Annotated in this window: 18 protein-coding genes and 11 tRNA genes; all 29 read right to left on the reverse strand. The window is 37.0% G+C overall.

From position 1 onward, the window contains the following. On the reverse strand, positions 1 to 2,694 hold the full coding sequence (locus SB679_RS16835; protein WP_410703442.1) for a DUF6493 family protein: 2,694 nt from the start codon (positions 2,692 to 2,694) through the stop codon (positions 1 to 3). Then, entirely contained in the window at positions 2,694 to 3,536 is an 843-nt protein-coding gene (locus SB679_RS16840) for a DUF6493 family protein (protein WP_410703443.1), read from the reverse strand. The genes SB679_RS16835 and SB679_RS16840 overlap by 1 nt, the downstream gene beginning before the upstream one ends. Positions 3,537 to 3,652: 116 nt before the next feature. After that, positions 3,653 to 5,902 (reverse strand): hypothetical protein, encoded by a 2,250-nt coding sequence (locus tag SB679_RS16845; RefSeq protein ID WP_410703444.1) that lies wholly within the window; start codon positions 5,900 to 5,902, stop codon positions 3,653 to 3,655. Positions 5,903 to 6,343: 441 nt separating this feature from the next. Further along, entirely contained in the window at positions 6,344 to 6,895 is a 552-nt protein-coding gene (locus SB679_RS16850) for an exonuclease domain-containing protein (RefSeq protein WP_410703445.1), read from the reverse strand. Between the two features lie 23 nt (positions 6,896 to 6,918). Then, a complete protein-coding gene (locus tag SB679_RS16855) occupies positions 6,919 to 7,476 on the reverse strand; it encodes an exonuclease domain-containing protein (RefSeq protein ID WP_410703446.1) in 558 nt (185 codons plus the stop codon). Then, a complete protein-coding gene (locus SB679_RS16860; RefSeq protein WP_410703447.1) occupies positions 7,466 to 8,038 on the reverse strand; it encodes a metallophosphoesterase in 573 nt (190 codons plus the stop codon). Before SB679_RS16860 ends, SB679_RS16855 begins: the two co-directional genes overlap by 11 nt. Before the next feature lie 190 nt (positions 8,039 to 8,228). Next, on the reverse strand, positions 8,229 to 9,179 hold the full coding sequence (locus SB679_RS16865; protein ID WP_410703448.1) for a peptidase: 951 nt from the start codon (positions 9,177 to 9,179) through the stop codon (positions 8,229 to 8,231). 40 nt (positions 9,180 to 9,219) lie between these two features. Beyond that, positions 9,220 to 10,242 (reverse strand): RNA ligase, Rnl2 family, encoded by a 1,023-nt coding sequence (locus SB679_RS16870; protein ID WP_410703450.1) that lies wholly within the window; start codon positions 10,240 to 10,242, stop codon positions 9,220 to 9,222. A gap of 3 nt (positions 10,243 to 10,245) precedes the next feature. Then, positions 10,246 to 10,623: a cyclic-phosphate processing receiver domain-containing protein gene (locus SB679_RS16875; protein ID WP_410703451.1), complete on the reverse strand. Its 378-nt coding sequence runs from the start codon at positions 10,621 to 10,623 to the stop codon at positions 10,246 to 10,248. Positions 10,624 to 10,640: 17 nt separating this feature from the next. Next, positions 10,641 to 11,126: a ribonuclease H-like YkuK family protein gene (locus tag SB679_RS16880; protein WP_410703452.1), complete on the reverse strand. Its 486-nt coding sequence runs from the start codon at positions 11,124 to 11,126 to the stop codon at positions 10,641 to 10,643. Between the two features lie 127 nt (positions 11,127 to 11,253). After that, positions 11,254 to 11,326 (reverse strand) — tRNA-Gln (locus tag SB679_RS16885). Between the two features lie 49 nt (positions 11,327 to 11,375). Further along, positions 11,376 to 11,448: transfer RNA gene (locus SB679_RS16890), tRNA-Phe, on the reverse strand. A 43-nt stretch (positions 11,449 to 11,491) separates the two neighbouring features. After that, positions 11,492 to 11,565 (reverse strand) — tRNA-Leu (locus SB679_RS16895). A 194-nt stretch (positions 11,566 to 11,759) separates the two neighbouring features. Then, positions 11,760 to 11,831 (reverse strand) — tRNA-Glu (locus tag SB679_RS16900). Positions 11,832 to 11,916: 85 nt separating this feature from the next. Beyond that, positions 11,917 to 12,000 (reverse strand) — tRNA-Tyr (locus tag SB679_RS16905). Positions 12,001 to 12,168: 168 nt separating this feature from the next. Next, positions 12,169 to 12,250, reverse strand: a tRNA-Cys gene (locus tag SB679_RS16910). A 195-nt stretch (positions 12,251 to 12,445) separates the two neighbouring features. Continuing rightward, a tRNA-Asn gene (locus SB679_RS16915) sits at positions 12,446 to 12,517 on the reverse strand. A gap of 7 nt (positions 12,518 to 12,524) precedes the next feature. Next, positions 12,525 to 12,598: transfer RNA gene (locus tag SB679_RS16920), tRNA-Ile, on the reverse strand. Between the two features lie 102 nt (positions 12,599 to 12,700). Further along, a tRNA-Pro gene (locus SB679_RS16925) sits at positions 12,701 to 12,768 on the reverse strand. A gap of 71 nt (positions 12,769 to 12,839) precedes the next feature. Next, positions 12,840 to 12,913: transfer RNA gene (locus SB679_RS16930), tRNA-Arg, on the reverse strand. A 7-nt stretch (positions 12,914 to 12,920) separates the two neighbouring features. Then, a tRNA-His gene (locus tag SB679_RS16935) sits at positions 12,921 to 12,988 on the reverse strand. A gap of 564 nt (positions 12,989 to 13,552) precedes the next feature. Then, positions 13,553 to 13,681: a penicillin-binding protein gene (locus SB679_RS16940; RefSeq protein ID WP_317742192.1), complete on the reverse strand. Its 129-nt coding sequence runs from the start codon at positions 13,679 to 13,681 to the stop codon at positions 13,553 to 13,555. A gap of 127 nt (positions 13,682 to 13,808) precedes the next feature. Then, positions 13,809 to 14,828 carry a hypothetical protein gene (locus SB679_RS16945; protein ID WP_410703453.1) on the reverse strand — a complete coding sequence of 340 codons (1,020 nt, stop codon included), beginning with the start codon at positions 14,826 to 14,828 and terminating at the stop codon, positions 13,809 to 13,811. Then, positions 14,821 to 16,512 (reverse strand): APC family permease, encoded by a 1,692-nt coding sequence (locus SB679_RS16950; protein WP_410703454.1) that lies wholly within the window; start codon positions 16,510 to 16,512, stop codon positions 14,821 to 14,823. Before SB679_RS16950 ends, SB679_RS16945 begins: the two co-directional genes overlap by 8 nt. Then, positions 16,502 to 18,886, reverse strand: a complete 2,385-nt coding sequence (locus SB679_RS16955) for a hypothetical protein (RefSeq protein ID WP_410703455.1) — start codon at positions 18,884 to 18,886, stop codon at positions 16,502 to 16,504. Before SB679_RS16955 ends, SB679_RS16950 begins: the two co-directional genes overlap by 11 nt. After that, positions 18,877 to 19,620 (reverse strand): hypothetical protein, encoded by a 744-nt coding sequence (locus SB679_RS16960; protein WP_410703457.1) that lies wholly within the window; start codon positions 19,618 to 19,620, stop codon positions 18,877 to 18,879. The genes SB679_RS16955 and SB679_RS16960 overlap by 10 nt, the downstream gene beginning before the upstream one ends. Next, positions 19,593 to 20,726, reverse strand: coding sequence for an AAA family ATPase (locus SB679_RS16965; RefSeq protein WP_410703458.1), 1,134 nt, complete (start codon positions 20,724 to 20,726; stop codon positions 19,593 to 19,595). Before SB679_RS16965 ends, SB679_RS16960 begins: the two co-directional genes overlap by 28 nt. A gap of 87 nt (positions 20,727 to 20,813) precedes the next feature. Further along, positions 20,814 to 21,461: a hypothetical protein gene (locus SB679_RS16970; protein ID WP_410703459.1), complete on the reverse strand. Its 648-nt coding sequence runs from the start codon at positions 21,459 to 21,461 to the stop codon at positions 20,814 to 20,816. Positions 21,462 to 21,672: 211 nt separating this feature from the next. After that, complete coding sequence (locus SB679_RS16975) at positions 21,673 to 22,815, reverse strand: acyltransferase family protein (protein ID WP_410703460.1); 1,143 nt, start codon at positions 22,813 to 22,815, stop codon at positions 21,673 to 21,675. Between the last annotated feature and the right edge of the window lie 17 nt (positions 22,816 to 22,832).

Below are 22,832 nucleotides of genomic sequence, written 5' to 3' on the forward strand. Positions count from 1 at the left end.
CTATTTTAATAAAAGACTACAGACTTTCTTTAAGGTTGAATTTTCTTTCCAGCTGTCGAATTTACCCTCTAATCCTTTATGTATTTCAGATTGATTCAATGCAAGGATTTCGTGATAAATTTCCAAAAGCTTTTTCAGATTGGTAATAGGTGCTTCCATCTGCAGCAATATGCTGGAAATCATTACTTCTAACGCAAGGTTGTGGTTTCTGCTTACATTCAGCATATTATTTTGGATCAGATCTGTAAACCGCTTCACAGGTGCCCATTCTAATTTTTCATGCAACCCTATTACTTCCCCAAGTCTGATATTATCGATCATCTGGAGGGAAACATGTTCCAGCCAGATCTCACAAGCCGTGTTCCGAATCGTTTTATCACCATCCAGTAAAGTAGTACCCAAAAACAGATATCCCATACTATCCAAAGGGGTTTTTATCTGATGAAGAGCCTGTGCCGTTCTTAAGGTAAGTCCTCTTTCATATACTTCAGACAGCCCTGAATAAAACAGTCCTATTTTAATAATTTTAGCAATTACATGAGCAGGAGTATTGGGGAAACTCCATAGTAATGCAGGAATATCGGAAGAGTCTTTTTGTTCTGCAATACAATATTCTAAAAAGAGCGGATGTTCTCTTTTCTCAAAATGGTATTTGGGAATCGTAATGCTTAATTCAACCGGATAGTAAGAATTCTTTTTATTATCTGTGGTGATCCAATTGTAGTTACCTGTGAAGAATTCCTTAGGTATTGTAGTATATCCAAAATCTTTAAATTCTTCAAAAACCGTCTCAGGGGAGCGCGTAATTCCTGCTGTCATCCACCATGAAGGATGTGTAAACGGTCCTTTCGGGGTATTTTTCTTATTAAAAAAGAAAACCAGCAGTTCTTTATATTCTCCTTTTAGCTTTTCTTCGGCTTGCTTCAGTGCTTCATCAGTATTATCCAACGCACAACGCTGTAATGCCAGTTGCACATCATAATCATTAGGTACTATGTTTTCGTTCTCGTATATTTCAAATCTTTCTACCAATGCAGCAGGGCTGATCCAGCAAGGTTCATGGGTTACTGTTGATAAAAGTGGAATCGTATTTCCCTTCTTAATTTTATCAAAAACATCTACGGCTATTTTTTTATACGGGCTCATTGTAAAACTTCCGAAAGAAATTCCTTCAATGGGACCTATTTTTTTATCGTAATGTTTGTACTGTTCTCTTGTACTTTCTTCATCAAAGATCTTTCTATAGATTTTATCAAGATTTCTCAGTTCATAAGGGAATTTTTCTATGAGCATCAATCCATAATTGATAATCATATTGCAAAGAATAATACTGTAAGGAGCTACTTCCCATTTGGCAATGGTTTTACATGCTTTCTGAAAAACAGGTTCCATTAATTTCACCGATCCTGAATCTACATCCCCCGCAAAACGGACTAATCCCGACAATGCAAGATCGTAATAATACGTTCCTGATTGATCAATAGCCTGTGGCAGGAAAAACATAAGGTCTTCAAAGTTCTGAGGTTCCTGAACTTTACTTTCCTGATGAATCAATTCTCTTCTTTCAACAGATACTTCCTCAAGTTCATGATCTTCGTTGCTCAAATAATCTTCCAGGATCAATCTGGCATTGGCCAGCATATTTTCAGAATAATGAGAAATAGCCACCTTTACTCCATCAGAAGCAGGAATATATTTTTGAATGATTTTTGCCGTCCTCAGTTGGATACTTTCATCTTTACTCACAAATGCAGCACTTAGAGCCATTCCTAAATTTTCGGTATCCGTTTCTTCTTTATGCAGCAGTTTTTCTGTCAGGATCAAACTTGCCATTAGCGTGGCTTTAACTTCGGAGCTTAATAAATTCGGGAGAAAGTTTGAAAATTCCTCACTCTTAAAGTCAGCACTTGAAACAATCTTTTTCAGATGGGCCAGAATGGTATTGACTGCTTTGGACTGTACAGAAGGAAGGCCGGCAAAGAGCTCATCCTGCAGTTCTATCAGTTCTTCGTCTGAAGGTTTTAATGCGGTAAAAGCATCCATAAACCATCCTGTAACATTCTTATTGAAATTTCTGTTGGAAGCCAGCAGGCATTCTTTCAAGAATCTTTTTCTTTCTATTTTTTCTTCGTTAATGAGTTTCTGAATTAAAGGAAGCCATTCTTTATAAAACGGCAGGGATCTGGATGGAAATTCACACAGATGCCAGAAATGCATCTTTAACGTTTCTGGATATTTTTCTAAATCGCGGGGATGATCGCTTAAATGGCTCCCTAAAAGTTCGGGGGAAGGTTGAATATATCCTTTAGCAGACCATTCTATAATATGCTGGTAGTTGAAAGCGGTGTATTCAGCATCTACTGATTCATTGATGAAATCAGAAAACCAGGCAGGACAGCCCCATTCCAAAATTTCATTGGTTTGTTCCATATTCCTGAAAAGGCTCCAGTAATCTTTTCCGTAATGCTTCCTGTCCATACAGACAAACGAGGCAATATCAATGATGGAATGTTGTTCGGCAGATCCGCTGGTATGGTAAGAGTTCTTAGTCATCACTATTTTACTGATCTCTCTATCCATTTTCTTGATCGCCGGAACAAGTTCTTTTTTATCTTTTGCTTTCAGTGTTTTTAAAAAGGGAATAATCTCATGTGTTTTTTCCTCACTAAGGATCTCATAAAGTCTCTCTTTCATTAGTCTTTAATTTGATGAATAATTTTTTTCAGGTTATTTTCTTTTTTCCATTCTTTCAGTTTCTCAATCAGTGCTTCATTAGGCACAGAATGATTCAGCCTCATTAATTCATAATAAAGCTCCAGCAATTTTTTCAGGTTAAAAACCGGATTTTTAATGGCTGTAAGAATAGAAATTATTAGTTTTTCAAAAGCTTGGTGATGTTCCGGACTCAGATTAATACAGGTAGAAAGTCCATCTGTTATTTTTTTAATCTGAGCTAGTCCAAAATTGATCTTTTCTCCGATCAGTAATCCTAATACGGAGAGGTCGAAATCAGCTACAACTGCCCTATTGATAAGGGCTTCAAAAGCCGTACCAGAAAAGGTTTTATCTTTACTAAAAAGCCCCGCAGATAAAAATAAATAGTGTATTTTCTGGAATGGAAGCTCAAGCTCCTTCCATTCATTCGGAAGTACAGCATCCCATTTATGCTTTTTTTCAACTTCGGGAATAGTTTTCTTTTTCTCTCTCAACACCAGTATCCGAATTTTCCGGATTGTGGGAATGAGATAGGTAAGCAATTCAAAAAAAACTCTGCTACAATCTCTTGAGAAGGTAAGATTAACTGCATTTAAAGAAAACTTCAATACTTTGCGATGCTCAATGGTACCTTTATTTTTGCTACAGGCTAGAGCAGCCAACATGGAAACGGTATTATGTCCCCAGTCTTTTTTCAGGGAGTTTTTTAAGATAACGATAATTTTTTCTTTTTCTTTGGGGGTCAGCTTTTCCAGAAAAAGAATAATTTCCTTGATCTTATAGTTTAAGTAAATCGCTTTAAATTCGTCTTCAATGAGCATAAATTGATTCTTGGCAACTAAAATAACAAAAATCAATTTACATATCCCACAAAAGTGAGTTTTTAACAAAACATTAAAACTTTGATGGATAAGGTTTTACGTATTCGATAAAGAATTTACGTTTTTAACAATAATTCAATTAAAATTTCCGACTCAAAATCAATAGTCCACAATCGTTCTTCTCCGTGCCAAAAGCTGTAATGATCCGAGAATTCGGTTGTTTTAAATAATCCAAACCGTACTTCATCTTTAGGGGTTATGATGTCACAGTATATTGCTCTTGTTTCCACATCGATGGTAAAGTGCGCATCAATCCCCATGGGATAAAAGCAGTCAGCTTCAATAATTCCCTTCTTTTTTTCAATGTTATAGAAAAAAACATTTGAATATTCTTTGTGAAGTGTATTGGTATAAGTCTCCAGTTTTTCATCAGACCCCAAAAAATAGTACATATTATAAGTTCCCAGAAAAGCAACCTTCAGTCTGGAATGATGGGTGAGAAGTTCTACGGTCTGCAGATGTGATCCTTCCTGAGCGTACTGTACTTTTTCCAGTTTAAAATCAAAAAAAGGAAATGCCTCTTTCCCGGGAATAAGATCCTTTATATTTCTGTAGTATTCGTTATTAACAGGGCTTACATTGAAGAAATACTCTTTTTCAAATAACTCCCTTGAAAAAAAACGTGGCCTTCCAAGACTCCTTTCTGTATAACTTACTGCTTCTCCCCTGTTATTAAAGTTGACGGTGATCCCATCCGAGCCAAATAGTGGAGATATATGCGGGTAAAATATCTTGGTTCCGGAAACAAGATTATCAGAAGCGACATCATAGGTTACACTGCTTACCAGTCTGTAGTAATTGTCATAAACAGCTGTGCCCGTAAATTTAACGATACTCCAGGTATCATCATTTCGTATGATAAAATCGTATACGATATAGTTGTTCTGCTTTCTTTTATTGTAATAAATTTTATTTCTCCCGTCTGTAAAATGGGCAAGATCTGTAATTTCCTTTACTTCATCATGATAGCTTTCTATATATTCAATGTAATGTTTGTCTTTAAAATCTTCTTTAGAAACGGCCTTAGCGTTTATTCTTTTGACCAGCTTTCCGTTTTCGAAGCTTTCTACCGAATATTCGTAAAGATTTTCTGTTTCAGATTTGGTGATGATTTCATCCAGATGATTTTTGTACACCGATTGGTAGGAAATAACTGGATTTGAAAGTTCCGGGATCTCGGGTGATGCAGTGAGAAAGAATTTTCCATACTCGGAATCAAAGAATCCTGAATCTTTAAGTTCTTCAACTGTATGATCTGTCCCATGCCAGCCATCTTCTTCATGAATAGATTCTGATGTTAGCCGCCCCTTTGAATCATAGGTAAACCTGTCCAGAGGTGAATATTTAGCATCATAATAGTATGCATATTTTGTACAGGATTCTATATTTCCACGCTGATCCATAGATTTCAGGTAAATGCATTTCCCCAACAGGTCCATAACTTTAATGAGTGTTTCATTTAAAACACCATTCCTGTACTGCTCGATCTTCCATTTTGTAAAGCCATTTTTTTTCTCTTTTACATAATGAAGCTCAGTATATAGCTCAGTCAGAACAACAGATTCACCTTCCTCAATAAAATAACTGATGGCGGAAATTTTAAATTTCTCAAAATGCTCAATGCACTTTAAAATTCCTTCATTATAGATTTTTTTAATGAAATTGTTTTCAAAAAAAGCCTGCTGTAATGTAATTTCTCTTTCTTCTCCAAAACCGGAAAAGTATGTGCAGGTTTCTATTTCCGGGGTATAGCCCGATGGCGTAAAAGGGAAAAAATTCAGGTAATACGGGCTTGAAACTTCCAATTGATGCAATACCGAAAATTCCTGCAGCTGTTTTTCTATTTCCGCTTTTTTAAGCAAAGGAATTCCAGTGTCAAAATAATAAAAATTCAGTTTTTCATTGGAATCCGAATACAAGGTTTTTTGATTGTGATATTCTTCTTTGCTGTGATGATACATTGAAATGACGCGTCCCTGAGCATCTTCTACTCTAAAAAAATCTTTTTCAAGCAGTAATTTATTGTAGCATCTTTCATGAGCCAGCTTACAGGTTCCGAGTTGTTTTTCTCTTATAATATTGACCTTCTTGAGAAAAATATTTTCGAATAGAATTTCTTCATCAGTTATCTTTTCATCAGCAAAATAAAGAGAAATACAGTAGACCACACCCTTATGGTAATGTTCTGTCTTTTCTAAGCTGTCACCGGTATATATATGTTTAAGGTAGATAATGTTCTCATGAAGCTGTGTTTCATCAAGAGGTGTTTTTTTATCTCTTTTTGTATATCGTATTTCTTTTTTCATTGTAGTGTAAATATAAAAATCAGTATGTTCAGAATGATCTGAACCTATAGATTTATGGGTTTCATCCATAGCTATCACCGTCTCTTCCCTTCGTCATACTTCATGATATTCTTATGGTGGGCAGCAGGAAGCTTTCTGGAATGGATCGCTTTTTCTTTCTGAAATTATTTCTGCTGCAGGGAATTATTGAAAACAGGATTTCTATTTTCATTTATGATCTACCTTATTATGTATCGCATGGACCCATTATTGAGCCTGCATGCTTATTTTTTTATGTAGATAAGCAAAGGTAAGGATTACCTTCAGTTATGTGATTACTTATTGGAATTAAAGTGATGCTATTTATATTTCAGTGTAGTTTTTCGCTTAAGACAGGAAGAATTATGCTCAGCAAAAAAGCTCCCTTTTTCAAGAGAGCTTTTATAAATTCACATGCTGTGTTTAGCTGTTTTGCAGGCACCAGTAAAGGATTTTTGCAATATTTTTGGCGTCATCCACCCCTCTGTGGTGAGTCCCTTCCAATGGGATATTGAGTTCACCTAATGCCCTGCTCATGCCGACACTTTTTCTGATGGCTGGATGCAGCTCACCGAATAATGTTTTCACATTGATATGTTGATCACCCAATGGATAATCCACATTGAATCTGCGGCTCTGGCTCTGCAGCATATTCAGGTCATAATTGCCATAGCTCGCCCATGTAAGCTCTTCGGAATCATATTCGGCACGTAAAATATCCAATGCATCTTCAAGAAGGATTCCTTCTTCATCCAGCATTTTCTGAGTTATAGAAGTAAGTTCTGTACAGAACGGACTTACGCTTGAATATTGTGGTTTTACTAAAATCCCTTCATTTTGAGAAATCTTACCGGTTTTTACCTCCATCATGCAGACCCCGATCTCGATGATCTCACTTTCCTGACCTCGCGGCGGCCTGCCATCCCAGCATGTCGCTTCGAGGTCTATAATTAATATAGTATCTGTTGTTTTCATTTGTTTAGTGCTTAATTTAAAATTTACCCCAATAGTGTTCTTACAATCTTGGCGGTATTGTAGGCATCATCTGCCCCACTGTGGTGATTTCCTTCGAAATCCATTTTGAGATACTCCAGTGCCCTTTTCAATCCGATCATTTTCTGAAGTTTGAAATGGCTTCTGAATTCTTCCATTACATTTACATAATCATAGGAGAAAGGGATTTCGATGCCCAGCCAATCGCATTGCTCGAAGATCTGCTCTTTATCAAAATTTCCAAATCCTGCCCAGGTAAGGGTTGCAGATTGATATTCATCCTGAATTTTTTCACAGGCTTCGTCAAAATATATTCCCTGTTCTTCGATCAGTTGTGGAGTAATTCCGGTTAGTTTTGTACAAAAACTGTTGATTTCAGATCTTTCGGGAATGACATAAATACTCTGCTTTTTGGAAATGATTTTTGTGGTCAGATTCAATTCGCAGATTCCTATCTCTATGATATCAACTTTTTGTCCGACAGGAATTCTGTCGTTTTCCCAGCATGTTGCTTCCAGATCGACAATTAATATTTCATTGGTCGTTTCCATCTTAGTCTTCATTGTTTCTTGGTGCAAAAGGCGGCGTCCACTTTTTCTTTTTCATAATGTCTTTTACTTCTTCGTAAGAAATAGGACAGAAATCGTGACAGTCTACCCCGACATCAAAGCTCAGGCTCATTTCATCATCCGGAAGTGTTCCGTGAGAATGGCCGTACAACTGCCAGGTTCCCCGATGTGATCCGTTCCAGGTACGCATGGCGTAATGAAAAAGAATGATCTTCTGTTTTCCGTTACTGTTATCGGGTTCTTCAACTCTCAATTCATGATAGTCTCTGATCCATTCAAACCTTTTGGTATGGGTAAGCGCAGCTCCTTCATGATTTCCTTTGATCAAATAGATATTGCCATTCAACCGGTCCAGCACTTCTTTGGTAAAATCCGGTTTTCCCAGACTGATATCACCCAGATGATAGACGGTGTCATTAACACCAATTTTATCATTCCATCTTCGGATCATTTCTTCATTCATCTGTTCCACCGATTCAAAAGGCCGTTCGGAAAATTTTATAATATTGGGGTGGCCGAAATGATGATCGGCCGTAAAAAATATATTTGGTTTCATTTTTTTTAATTTGTTTGATTGTATTAAACCACAAAAGCTGTGTAGATATTTTTATACACTTTTATTATTAAGACACATCAGAAAATCTTTAATTATCTCTTATGTGAAATTTATACACACCATTTTTAACTTCTCATGTGTTTTAAAGTGTCTAAATCTTTTGTGACTTTTGTGGTTAAAATTTAATTACTTACACCTCTCCACTGCGAAATGCCTCATAAAAAGCCGTTTCAATTTCTGCAATATCAGCTTCTGTATATCTTCTTGAAAAGTGAATCGGCACCGCTTCTTTCACGTTAGATTCTTGCATGATTTTTCCTGATGCAGAGGCAAAACTATGGTAATTGATTTTCGCAAATTCCTTGTCTGTATCTTTGTAAAATGTTTCGATATAGACCAGATCGGCTTCTTTAAAAACAGTTCTGATTTTAGTGTAATTTTCTTCGTGGGAAGCATGGTCCATAATCACTCCAAGTTTATACCCTTCCGTCCGTAACAACAGATGAAACAAATCTCCGGCTTTATGATTAATTCCTTCTATCTCTATGTTTTGGTCTGCATCATTTTCTTCAAAAGCTGCTTTCAGTGCTCCGATCCATTTTCCTTTTTTGAATGAGGAAGCATCTTCTTTAAAGGTAATACTGTCTTTTTCCTTAAACAGATAGGCAATAGAATCGGTTTTATGGTCAAGAACTGTACATTCAACATCAAGAAACTGATCTTCATAGAGAACATCTTGGTTTTTCACAAACGTAAGATTCCAAAGAGGAGGCTTAATCGTGTACACCTTAATTTCTTTGGGAGAAATGATTTCCCGGATTTCATATTCTATGGCATTTTCATCAACCAGATTCCAGGTGTAAGATTTTAGCCTTGACTGAACCTGCTGCTGAATATTTTCAGGTCCGCAAATGACTACTTTTTCTCCGATTCCGATCTGATGTCTAAAAATTCCGTCAAAGTTTGAAAAATGATCAATATGGGTATGGCTGATGAATAGCGCAGATATCGACTGTGCTTCTTTAACCGTTAATAAACTGGCTTCGCCGCAATCACACAGGTACATGGTACCGGAGTTGGGAACTTTTATGAGTATGCTGATGTCTTCATTGGGAAGACTTTTTATTGTTGCTTGTAACATGGTTTTTAGTTTTTAAATATAAAAAAGTTTCGGTAATGGATTACCGAAACTCAACTTTTAGAGTCATAAACTCTTCTTTAATGCAAGTGATCGCCAAAGTATTCAACTTTTTGTTGATCCTCTTCTGCTCTTCTTTTTCTATGGTACTGAAAACATTAGGGAAATCTTTTTCAAAAGCCTCTAAGATATCCTGTGCAAAAAGCCCAATCACCTTACCCATTATTTTAGGCTCAAATTCACCAATCTTGCTGGTTACGGCATGCAATCTGTTGGTGGTTGCATACTGCTGAATTTCATTCCAAATTTCATGAGCGGTTTCAGAAAAATGCATTTCCTTTTGAGCAGTTCTGTCTTTTCTGACCATCTTAGATTTTTCCGTCCATTTTTCATTCTTGTTTTTAAGAATTACTCTTGCACCATTTCCAAAATACTTTGTTTTCAACGTTTTAACAATAGTTCCTTCACACATATTATCTTCTATTTCAGGAAGGCCTAACCAACCCGGAATTTTAGATTCGAATGCATTAGGAAATCGTAACGCTTCTTCCAAAGTTCCCTGGAATATAATTTTAGCATAGAAAAATCCTGTTTCCTGAAAAATTTCATTGGAAATATCTGTATCCAAGTACGTTATCCCATTCAATTTAATATCGAAAGCATAGAATTCATTTTGAGGTGCATATTCAACTCCTTTCTGAACTTTCACAGCACCTTTTACAGGTTCTATATCTTGATGTTTGTAACCTCCGCCAAACAATTCACCGTAAATGACTACGGTTTCAGTTTCTGGAAAAATGGCTTTCACTTTTCGGAACAAACCGATTACTTTTTCACGGTATTGCTCCAATATATGATGGGCATTGTAAAATTTTTCATCTTCCCTGATAAAATCTGTTCTTTTGGCGATCTTAATTTCCTTTCCATCGGTAAAGAAAGAGAAATTAGCGCCATGAACTTTCTCCTGTACAATGAAAACCTCATCACCGAAACCCTGTATTCTGATCTGATCGATCACCCGGGCCTGGTAAGCATTTTCTATTGAGTTATATGTTTTGAAAATCATTTTTTATTCGTTTTTTAGTTTAAAATTTTCCAACAGACGGAGAATATTCTCTTTTCCGACAGGATTCATTGAGTGACAGTAGAATTCCGGAAGGTCTACATGATTCTCCAGGCAATATTCTATGAGCCATTTTGCACATTCATAGCCTGTTTTTTCAGTGTAGTCTAAAGAATCCGGCTTCAGATAATGTTCATCTGCAAGATCATGATCAAAAGAAATCCACTTTGGAAGTCCTTTCTCTGTAATTCGTGTGACAAACTCCTCATAATTCCGTACAATATGCCAGTCATTTCTAAGAAAAATATCCTGTTTTGTATAACGATATACTTCATGTGGATATCTTATATCATCCAGAAATAAAAGCCTTTTTGTTATTTCCATCGCTTATTATATTTTCATTATACCATCATATCGGCACAATTGGAGCTTGCAAAAGCATACGGTTTGGCTTTAAATATATAGCCCATTCCCATAATGTATCCCATCGCATCTTTTAATGCGACATTGGACTTGAATTCAGGATCGGTATTGATATCTGCATGTACTTCCATTTCTACGTTGTACATTTCCAGTACTGATCCGATAGCATAGGCAATTTCAACAGATTTATTCACTTCATTCAGCATACGTTCTTTAATACTGATCGTTTGTATTGCTCTCTCTTTTCTGATAAAGGTAAACGCTCCTTTCCCCTCCCGAATAAACACTACTGCCGTTGCATAATTAATGGCCTCACCATATACATGAGAGTCTGATCCCACACATACTGTAAGCTTGTGCCCATTAGCTAATTCACGAATAATAGCTTCTTCTACCAACTGTGTGATAGGTTGACGGAAAAATTTTCCGTCCATATTCTGCCAGATTTCTTCTTGCGTTTCCATTTTTTAAAATTTTTTAAAATTCTACGTTTCTATTTTGTACGTCATATTTCTTATTCATTTGACCGGAGGTCTATTTTACTGATTGTTCAGCTTTCACTAGCCCGCTATGATCTTTTGATTTATTTTGTTGATTCATCAGGACTTGAACCTGAACAACAAGAGTCAAAGTCTTGTGTGCTATCCAATTACACTATGAATCAGGATAAAGTCTGAATGATCAGTATACTATGTATGATGATTCATTCTGTGTGGATCAGAACCGAATTGAACGGTTACCTCTTGTTTTTCAGACAAATGTGCAGACCTTCTACACCACTAATCCGGGTTGATAATGATTGATTAATTGATAACCTATTCATTATGAGTACGGGAAGGGGGAGTCGAACCCCCAATACCTTGATCCTAAATCAAGTGCGTCTGCCAGTTCCGCCATTCCCGCAGGTGTATTGAATAATTAGCATTTCAACATACGCTATGCTCACTTATCATGTAAGGTTTGAGAAAGTCTGTCTATAAATAAACTATGTCTGCTAGTGTTTGTAAAGATCTTCTGCGCTTGACAAACTTTTCTCTTTCCTTATTTTTTGTGTGAATGGTTATTTACCATTGTAAAATTCACCATTCACTTTTTCGTACTCTATAAGGGAATCGAACCCTTGTTTTCTGCTCGAAAGGCAGGCGTCCTGACCGTTAGACGAATAGAGCATTATAATCAACTGATTAGGAATTGAACCTAAACAACAAGAGTATATTTCCTGCATGCTGACATTACATTATCAGTTGATTTTCGTGGAAGTGGTAGGATTCGAACCTACTCAGCAATGAAGCAGCAGAGTTACAGTCTGCCCCGGCTCTCCAACTCCGGCGCACTTCCTTTTTTTGATTTAGACATCAGATTCTAGATTTCAGATATCAGATCTTAAAATCTTATGTCTTTTAGAGAAAGAAAAAGCTTGTCTTATTTTTTTTAGTTTGATATAAGAACTTCTATGCTCGACAAACTTGTACTTTTCTCCGGAACTAATCTCATCTTAGTTATTTGAGATGGCTATGGGATTCAAACCCACTCAGCGTATGCAGCGGTTTTGCAGACCGCCCCGACTCTTCCACTTCGGCGAACCATCAGGTTGTTTTATTAGACATCAGATTCTGGATTTCAGATATCAGACTTTACAATCTTATTTTTAATATCTGATATTTATTCCTTCAATTTTTGGAGAAAGAAAAAGCTTGTCTTAATTTTTTTTTGTTTGATATAAGAACTTCTACGCTCGACAAACTTGTACTTTTCTCCCTGAAACAATTAACATCATTATGTGCGATTTTGGAAAGGCTCGAACTTTCAACTTCTGGTTTAACAGACCAGCGCTCTACCATTGAGCTACAAAATCTTTTTTGTAATTTCGGAAGGGCTCGAACCTTCAACCTCCGGCGTATCGGACCGAAACTCTAACCTATTGAGCTACGAAATCATTGATCATTTGTGAGTGGTGAATGATCAATTTTGTTTGCTGATCATTATAAAAATTCACTTGTGAAACAAAATTCACCATTCACTTTTTGTACCGTTTGTCAGGAAAGCAAGATTCGAACTTGCGACCTCCCGCGTCCAAGGCGGGTAAACAACCTCCGTTATCTTTCCAGTCTTTTCAGGTTCAGTTTCCCATTTTTTTCCGAGAGACAGTCGGAGCCAAATTTTTGCTGAACCTTTTGTGATCCTGAGAGGATTCGAACCTCTACCCTTCGGTTTAGAAAACCAACGCTCTATCCGGCTGAGTTACAGAACCTTTACTTTGGGTATCTCCGGGGATCGAACCCTGTTCTCCGGTGCCACAGACCGGCGCTTTACCAAATAAGCTAAAGAAACCATAAAAAAAGCACCTCTTTTTGGGAAGTGCTGTATATATTTTGACGTATCAGATCATTAACTGACCCACGTATATAAGCACCTTTTATTCATAAATTCACGATCAAGAAGACATACCAGTCCTTGCGGATGAATCCCGTATACACTTGAAAACTGATTAGATATGTTATGTAATTGTTTCATTATATTTCTTGTTAAATTGTTTTTGAATCCTGAAAACCTGTTGCTTTCAATTTTCGGTTGCAAAGTAAATATGATTTTTTTGATCTCGCAAATAAATTTAAAATTCAAATCACTGATTATCAGTATTTTACACGTAAAATTTAGAGATAGAAATTCCTGTCCGCAATGTATTGCAGATACTTTAATTACCTAAATGACTGTCTCTCATTGGGTTACTTATCACTCTTATTTATTGTATTAAATATTCATTGTTGATTAATAAATTTTCACTTTTATGGTTATTTTTTTTCATTCTAAATAATTTCTGCCCTAAAAACACAAAAAACGCCCCGGTAGTCGAGGCGTTTTGCAGTATTTTGATTAAATTTTTACAAGTTTAACGTAAATAATTTCCAAAGTCAGCACATTTCGCCTCATTACACATCAGTTCATCATATCCGAATAATCCTTCTATTGAAGGGCTTTCGCATAGGTTTACATTGATATGTGCTCTTTGTTTTGTCATAATTATATTGGCGCAAAGATATAAAAAATTGCTTTTCAACACTGAAAACAATATTTTCGTAACCTAAAAAAGGGTATAGTTTAGCTGGAAATGCAGATATTTTTTAGTTTGATCCATCTTTAATTTCTCAATGTCTAAACATTTTATTCCTTCCCGTTTTATATCTCGAAATATCTTTTAAGATCACTTCATCATCAGGATTGAAATATTTCAGTTCATTAATGATTTCTGAACGGTTAGCTACTTTTTCAGCAATAATCTCGTAGGCGATATTTCTGGTAATGGTATGCAGTGCCGGATCTTTTTTAAATTCATGTTTCAGTGCCTGCAGATAGGTTATCTTCTTATATTCAGGAGTTTTCTCGTAGAGGGTTTCAATTTCCTTTTCCAATGTTGGCACATCAAAAATATTTGCAAAATAATTGTTAAGACAGTTAAAGGAATCATTATCTTCTTCCCAGCCTTTCAACAGAATTTTCTGCGCTTCATCGGATTGTTCCATTTTTTTACGGCAGATCAGAGAAGCTTTAACCATCTGGTTGTTTTGAATGTAATCGTCTACAACCATCTGATAATAGGTATTGGCATTTTTCACCTCATTGATTTCCCTGTACAGATCGCCCACTTTTTCTTTCTGCTCCATTTCTATGTAAAGATCAATGGCTTTTTTATATTGTTTTGCCTTTTCATAGCAGGAAGCTGCATCGGATCTGTTTTTTAATTTTCTGAGATAAATCACCGCTGCTTCGTTATAAAATCCTCCTTCTTCCAGCGTTCTTGCGCCTCTGTAATTATCCTGAAGGAGGTTCATGTATACTTTTGCGGCTTTTTTATAATCATTTTCGGCAATGTATTTCTCTGCAAGCTCTTCGTACTTACTCCTTATTCTGTCGAAAAGCGAACCTTCAATGTAAGAACTATTGCTTCCGGCTCCTCTTCTCCCTCCATTTTTAGCATCTTTTTCTTTATCTGACAACCCGACAATAACAAAGAATATAATGGCAGCAATGATCAGAAACAGGATCAAAGTACCGATCACATTCCAAAAGCTCTGATGAAAAAGCTGTGCAATAATCGCAATGATCTTGAAAAATGCCAGTATAAAAAGACATCTTAAAAATTTATCTATAAACTTCTGCTTATTCATGATCATCAGATTTTAAGATGGTTTTATCTTCTGCAAATAAACGGTACAACAGAAGAATCACACAGATAATAAGGATCCATACGAACCAATTGTACCCAAAAGATTGTATCAAGGGATAAAACAGATACACCAGCATGGCAACGAGTACAATCATTAAAAAGATCTTGATCCCGGCCGGCACATTTTCTCCTCCGATATTCATTGATTTTCTTCTTAACAGAAAAGAAAAAGCAGCTACAGCACCTACCATAAACAGGATGAGAAACATGATATCCATAAACGAAATATTTCCTTTCCGAACTTCTTTTCCTGGGCTCACGGTTTTGATCCCTGAATCTTTATTGGAAGACGGTGACATTTCCGGCTCTCCTATGGTTCCGTAAAGACGGCCTAATGAATCAGCCATCAATGCTTTTTTCTTGGTCAGCAGATATTTTACCACATCTCCATTCACTGGTTTTCCTCTGACATATTCTTTCAGGGAATCCGAAAGCCTGCGTTTCATTTGCTCCGATTTATTTTCCACCTGTTGGGCGATTTTTTTATTATAAACCGTTTTAAGGGAATCCCTGCTCTGCTTTTCTTTAGCATGGATTCTCTCCAGATCATTACCTACTTCTCCTACCGGTCTTCCACCTGATTTTTTATATTGGTCCTGTTCTTCTTTACTTTTTGACATTACCGCTGTTGCAGCAATATATTCTGCAGACAGCCGTCTTCTTTCTCCCCAGTATATGGAATCTATAACATGATCGATCTCTGTTAACCCGGATTGAAAGGCTACCAGGTCAGATGGGCTTTTAACGCTATTCTCAATAGTACCTGATGAGGCTTCCGGGACTTGCTCTTGAGTATTTTTATCTGAATCAAAAGCTATTCTGGCAATAACCGCCATAATGATCACAGTCCAGAATACCCAACGGAAATTTTTTCTTGCTTTATTTCCATCCCCACCACCGAATAATCCGGCAAACCATCCTTTATCAAAAGAAAATTTTCCAAAACCGCCGCCTCTGGAAGTTCCCATAATATCCAAAGGAACCCCGAGATCTACTGCCCTGTCCGGATATTTTTCAATGTATTTTAAATATTTTTCAATCTCCTTTTTATTTCCGGCCATTACTTTTTTAAGATCGAAAGGAAGATTTTTCATCCATTCTTCTTCCGTCTTTGGCTTTTGAAGCGCTTCCAGTATTTTATCATCGTCCATTTCAACGGTGTAGCTCTCGATTGTTTTCGGAATTTTCACACCGTTTACAGGTTTACGTACAGAGACTCCTGTTTTTTCAGGCTGTTGAATCAGTGAAATCCAGTCGATAGGTTCCTCTGCTTTCACCATTCCAAAATCAGGATGCATAATGACCAGTTCAGCGTCCATCTGCTGCCAGTCTTCAGAATTTATTTTAGGATAAAAAATAGTATTTTCAGGAATGAATAATTTATCATCAACACCCTGAAAATAGGCATTTTTTCCAATTTCCTTCGGAGCCTCATGAGGGAAAATCAAAAAACAGCCGTACAGAATATTAGGTTCGTTTGCCGGAACAGCATAGGATCTTACCTGTTCCAGATCAATGCTTAAAACTTCCATCTCATGAAGCCACAACACTGGAGAAGAACCTTTAATTAAAAGTCCTTTTTTCGGATAGGTATTTTTCGGAAAAGGTTTAATTCTAAGCTCCATATTCCATAATTTGATCAATAAATGCCCTCAGGTAAGTGGTATACATTTCATCCATTTTTTTCACTTTCAGCAAAGTTGTTTCCGGAAGATAATATTCTGAGCCTCCAAATTCCGTGTAGCTTGCCAAAGACAGATATCCATGTTCCGACGAGGGTATATAAAATTCAGGAATACTCTTATTGCTGCTTCTAAAACTAAGCATTCCCCGGGAATCTGTAATGATCTCGCTTCCATCAGGGAAAAAGAATTTATTTTTATTCTGTTCCGCAGGGATTTTAATTGCCGAACTATTTTTATAAAAATGGATAGAATCATCCATACGGTTAAGTTCATGGTTGGAAACTACGAGATTACCGTTGGCATTAATTCCTACTGTATTAAAATTATTTAAAATCCTGATTCCGCTATGGGTCAGTTTTTCCGTCTCAGCTTCTGCTTTTATATGGTTTTTCTCTATCTCTGTTTCATTTTTCACAGTCTCTATAGACAGTGTGCCTTCCAGATTCATTTTAAAAATAGAAGGAACTAGAGCCTGATGCAGATAGAAATTTCTGTCAAAATAAATCAGCTTCATATTCAGGGGAATCTGTTTACCCGTTAAATTAAGCTCTGAGTATTCTTTAGTATTCAGGTTCAGTTTTGACAGCAGGTGCTTATCCGGCTGGTACTGGCACAGAATATACTGCTGCTGTTTATTCCTTGCTAATGCAAACTGCCCTCTGGGTTTCACCGAAATATCATCAATCAATACTTCGCAACCATGGTAAGTTTTATAATAATCGTAATAATCCCGGTTATAATAATTATCTGAAAAATAGGTTCTAAGAAGCTGTTTTTTAGTACTCAACATAAAAAATTCTCCCTCATATAAAAATCCGGCAATTGTATTGCCCGGTGTTGGAAACAGCAGAGGATAATTCATAGGGACTTCCGTCTTTTTACTGTTCCCGGAACTACTATCATCCGTCTTCCGTCTTCTTTGTGGCGGATTGGCCCATAATTCATGAAGCGGGAGGATTATTTTCTGAAGATGCTTTCTGGTTCCTTTATCATGTTTAAAAAAATTAAGCTCACCGTCTGAGGAAGTGGTCACCAAAAATTTCAGACGGTCTCTATTTTGAAAGATCAGCTTCTGAAGTTTTCCGTTGGATATATTTTCCTGATGGGTTATAAAAAAGATTTCAAGGTCTTTTTCCGTATGCTCTTCTTCCAGAAATTTTTCAAGAGCAACCGATACTTCCAATACAGAGCTTACCTGATTCATATTCTCAATGACATCAGCCACTGTATCCAGTGAAATCTGTGTGCTGGTCTGTCCCAGCGTAAAAACACGGCACTGTGAATGCGCCTTTGGATGCTTAATCACGGCAAGTGCGGACGCAAAAGCCAGCACTTTAGGTGTTCCCCAGTTTTTAAGGGAAGTATCTATTAAAATGATTCGTTCAAAAACATTTTCTTCGGGTGGTATTTCACGTTGAATATATAGGACTTCATTATTGGCAATGCGGCTCATGAATATTTCATCTTCATTGGCAAATTCCGAAAGGAGCATCCGGTGAAGTTCTCCTTTATTGGTCATATCCGAAATACCGCCAATCGGCTGATCCCCCGGCGACAGGTGCCGCATAGGAATTTTAAGCCCGCTCCAGATTCTTTTAATTAAGCTTCCTACCTGAAAGGTTTTCGGTTCCTCAATCAGTTCCTGAATAAAATCCTGCTCCGTTTCTACGGTTGTAGATTCTTCTGCTACCTCATCTGCCAGTTCCGGCTCTGCCATGATTCCCTTCATAGCATCAATAATAGACTGTGTGGTAGGAAATTTTTCAAAGAGCAGCGCTAATGCAGCCATATCTTTGTTTAAAGCAGAAGGTGATGCAGTAATTTTATAAGCTGCTTCCGAAAGTTTCTGGGGTCTTTTATGGTAGACATTTAATATCAGTTCCGCATTTCCGGAGGATACACCGTTATGAATATTTTTACACAAAGTCTGCAAGAGCACCATGCGATTTTGCCCATATGTATAGGTTTTTCCTAATGATTTCAGGTTGTCGAGAAAGCGTATTGCACGATCTGCATGAAAATCAAAATTACCTGTGTTGTAAAAATCGGTGGTAGCAGTAATCGGATCTGCAAAATTGGTGTAACCATCCTGCGTAGCATATAACATTATCACCAATGCTCCAAAAGGTGGCCAGCCTTGCGGTTGAAGTTCCTTCAGTACTTCTATGACATAGGGTCTATAGGCCACTGCGCCTTGATTCGGAATAATAATCAGGTTATTGTCGTGATATCCGGAACTGTCCGGAACATCTTCATCTGTCGTCCATTCCCAGAAATAATGTTCATAGGATTGGAAATACTCTGTTAATTCCATTCTTTTGCTTTTTCAGTGAGACGGAATGAGCTTACAGACAGAGGGCGAAAATCATTTGTAAGGATGGCTGTATAGCTTCCGTTTTCATTCCATACCAGCCAATGATCGAGTTCTGGATTATATTTTTGCTGAAGAAGCACACTTGTATTTTTACATTCAAAATCAAAACCTGCGGGTAAAAGATGTCCATTTTTTGTCCAGAAACTTTTCCCTGGGAGGCTTAAGAGTGGGGTTCCGACAAAGAGTGCGTGATCATCAATCACAATCCAATGGATTGGTTCCAGTTTAAACTTTGGTAATGCAGGAATCTCTTCTTTAATGGAAGCTATAGAACACAGCAAAGCGGCTGCAGGTTGTTCTTCATCACTGGGGATCAACCGGATGCTTATCTTTTCATGGATCCCAAAATAATTCTGATTGGAAGCCGGAAAACTAAGTTGCATCGCCTTATCAATAGGCGACCACAAAAGTGCCGTTCTCATTTTTTTACTGGGAACCAATGCATCTTTCCGGAATAGAAGACCTTCCCGAAGTTCATACAGCAGAATATTAGGCAACTGTTGTATTTCCGGAGAAACTGCCTGTTCTTCGGTAAAGTCTTTGAGCCAGATCACCTCATCATCCAACGCCACCTGAACATTTTTCCAGTCTCTGATGGAGCCCAGAAAATCTTCATCCGACCGGGGAAGTTCTGCCCAAAATTCTTTTACACGCTTTGAAGGATTTTCTGCCATAAACTTTCAATTTCTTGTTGAATATAGTTCTTCTGTTCAGGATTTTTGATCCAGTCGCAACGCGTCTGAAGGTATCTTAATTTATCTTTTATGACATTCTGTTCTTCAAAAGTCAGCGTTCCGCTATTCCATTTTTCCACCAGAATTTTTACGTCTTTCATCACTTCTTCGGGGTTGGGCGCTTTATTCTGAAATGCCTGAGGATGGGATTTCGGATGATCATCTTTTTCAATGGTCCTGTTGATAATTCCTTCGAGGATTTCAATCTGTTCTTCGGTATCCCAAATATGTTTCAATACCCAAAGGTCTGAAAGAACTGCTTCATTTCTTCCGCAGATCAGGGCACTTGCTGCAATTAAATTCTGCAATTTTACGGCTCTACGGTCTGAAATTCCGATACCCGTATTCCTTAGGCTGATAATGGTATTTAAATAGACTTCATAAATGGGCTTCAAATCTATGGTTCTGCACAGGTTCTGCAGTTCACGGATTTCGTCTGCATGGATTTCCGGAATATCAGTTTCAGATGCATTTTCCAGTTTTCTACCTGCCAGCAATACCTGATGTAAGAGCTCGGGATGAACGTAATCTACATTAATTCTGACCAGAAAACGGTCAAACAGGGCATTCAGAGCTTCATCTTCCGGAAGGACATTGCTCGCTCCTACAAACATTAACACAGGAAGGTGTTTTGTTTCTTTTCCTCTTTTGAAAATCTTTTCATTCAAAGCCATCAAAAGGGAGTTCAGAATGGCGGAATTGGCATTAAAAATTTCATCCAAAAACACCATAGATGCTTCAGGCATCATGCCTTCCGTATTGGTAAGAAGTTCTCCTTCTTTTAATTTTCTAATATCAAAGGGACCGAAAATTTCGTTCGGCTCTGTAAAGCGAGTTAATAAATATTCAAAGTTTTTCCCGTCTTTTACAGCACTGGACAATGTTCTTACGATAGCTGATTTTGCCGTTCCCGGAGGACCATATAAAAAAGCATTTTCTCTTGCCAGCAGACAGATTCCAAGTAAATCTACTACATCATTTTTTCCTACGAATGTTTCTTTTACATAGGTAAGAACGGTATTGAGTTTTATAATATTTTGAGTCATTAGTCTTTATTTCTTAACAATACAAGTGTATCCATTCACTACAATAAGCGGTACATCAATTTTGGAGAAATTATCAATCTAACGAAATTAATTTCCATGATCAACTATTTTCAGTTCTCTCCAAAACAGGTCTTTGTGCATTCCAAACTCTGCAATAAGCAGCTGGTTGAGGTAAGGAATTTCAGCCCATTGATATGCTTTTTTTTCTACAATCCTTTCCAGATATAATTTTCGGTAGGTTCTATCTTTTAATTCTTCTTCCCAGTTGATGTTTCCCAGTTCCAGCGTGTATCCTATTCCCGAATAATGAAACTGCTGCAATATATGTTCAAGCATTTTCACCAAAGGATCTTCTGAATCTGCTGCCTGCAATACTTCAATCACCTGCGGTAAAAACCGTAGCGACAGATCTGCCGATACGATGGAAGCAACATCTCTCACTCCTTTGAACTGAGGAATGAAAGTATCCAGATCTTTGGCTGTATTTTCCCGGATCAAATGAAGCTGTGCACTGTGATAAAGTACCTTAGCAGCCCAAACGGCCGCTTCTCTGTTGCACACCATCTGATCGGATAAAAATTCCAGTCTTTCTTTTTCAAATTCTCCTTCAAAATAATCTGCAGCGTCCATCTCTTCTTTATTAGAAATAACTTTGATATCCGAAAAAATAGTAATGCATTCTTCTTTGCGGAGCAGAAAAAGGGTATCTAAAAATGGGGATTTATTTTCCATCATCTAACAAAAATAAAATTATTTTTTCAAGAATGAAATTTTTAATAGAATGATTGACAATTAAATAATTTTACTCAACGATGATTTCATTTCTATAGTAAAATAAAAAATCAGCCTATACCAAGTTTTAGAAATTCTTAACAAGTATAGGCTGAATAAGTAAACCGTGAAATTTACTTTGGAAATTAAACTATTTTATATACGGATCGCGTCATTATCTTTTTGAGCTGATTATTTTTCCCAGCCATTTTCTTACCGGAATATCATAGAATTTCATGAAAACATATGCCATCATAATGGAAATAATTACCGTTATGAATCCTACAATCCATGATTGGGGCTCTGCCAATGTATGCTTTCCATTCACTACCCAGGCCGTATAAACATATACCAATGGAAAATGGGTAATATAAATAGGATAAGAAATATCTCCTAAAAATTTACAGAACCGGTTTGCTGTTTCTCCTATAACCTTACCTCCTGCCCCAAGTAAAATAACAATCGGAAACATGATCATCAAGGTAAAACATTCGTAAAAAGCATTTTTCCAGGGTGCTGTAATTCCTCCCAGACGAGGAAATGCAAATAGGATTATTAATAAGATACTTGTTATTAAAAAAGCATTTTTGGTATATTTCAGTTTAACCACTCTTGCTAAAAAAATCCCCATTAAAAAGGGAAACGACAGTCTTATAAAACCTATTTTCAATTGAGTGGCATCATCAATAGACCAGCCTCCGATAATATCTCCATGGGGATTGGTAAATGCGTAATGAATGGTAAATCCGGCCGTAATAAAGACTAGAATTCCCAATACAATTTTTGAGGCTTTTCTTAGAAAGACTGCATATGCAATATTGGCGATATATTCAAAAAATAATGACCATGAAGGTCCATTCAGAGGATGCATTTCGTTCCAGCCTCTTATATCCAAACCTTTTCCAACAGGGATTACAGTCATTCCGATAACCATAACCAGCAATAATTTCCAAACCGGAGTTGTAGCAATACCGCCCCAACCCAATCCTTCAGATTGTTGAAAATAAAATAAAGCTGCCCCAACGAGTGAACCTATAATAATCATCGGCTGCAGCCTGACCAAACGACGGATAAAAAAATCTTTCATCGTCATCTGGCTCCAGCGGTTATCATACGCATAGCTGATCACATATCCCGAAAGCATAAAGAAAAAGTCTACTGCTAAATATCCGTGGTTAATGAATTGTTTGGTATGATCTCCATTGGAAAATGTTTCAAATACATGGAAAAAAACAACCATAATTGCGGCTACCCCACGAAGACCGTCCAGAATTTCGTAATGTGGTTTTGATTGAGAAATATTTACAGTGTTATTCATTTTTGATGTAAGAGATG

The sequence above is a fragment of the Chryseobacterium sp. SIMBA_029 genome (assembly GCF_046535275.1).
Lineage (GTDB): Bacteria > Bacteroidota > Bacteroidia > Flavobacteriales > Weeksellaceae > Chryseobacterium.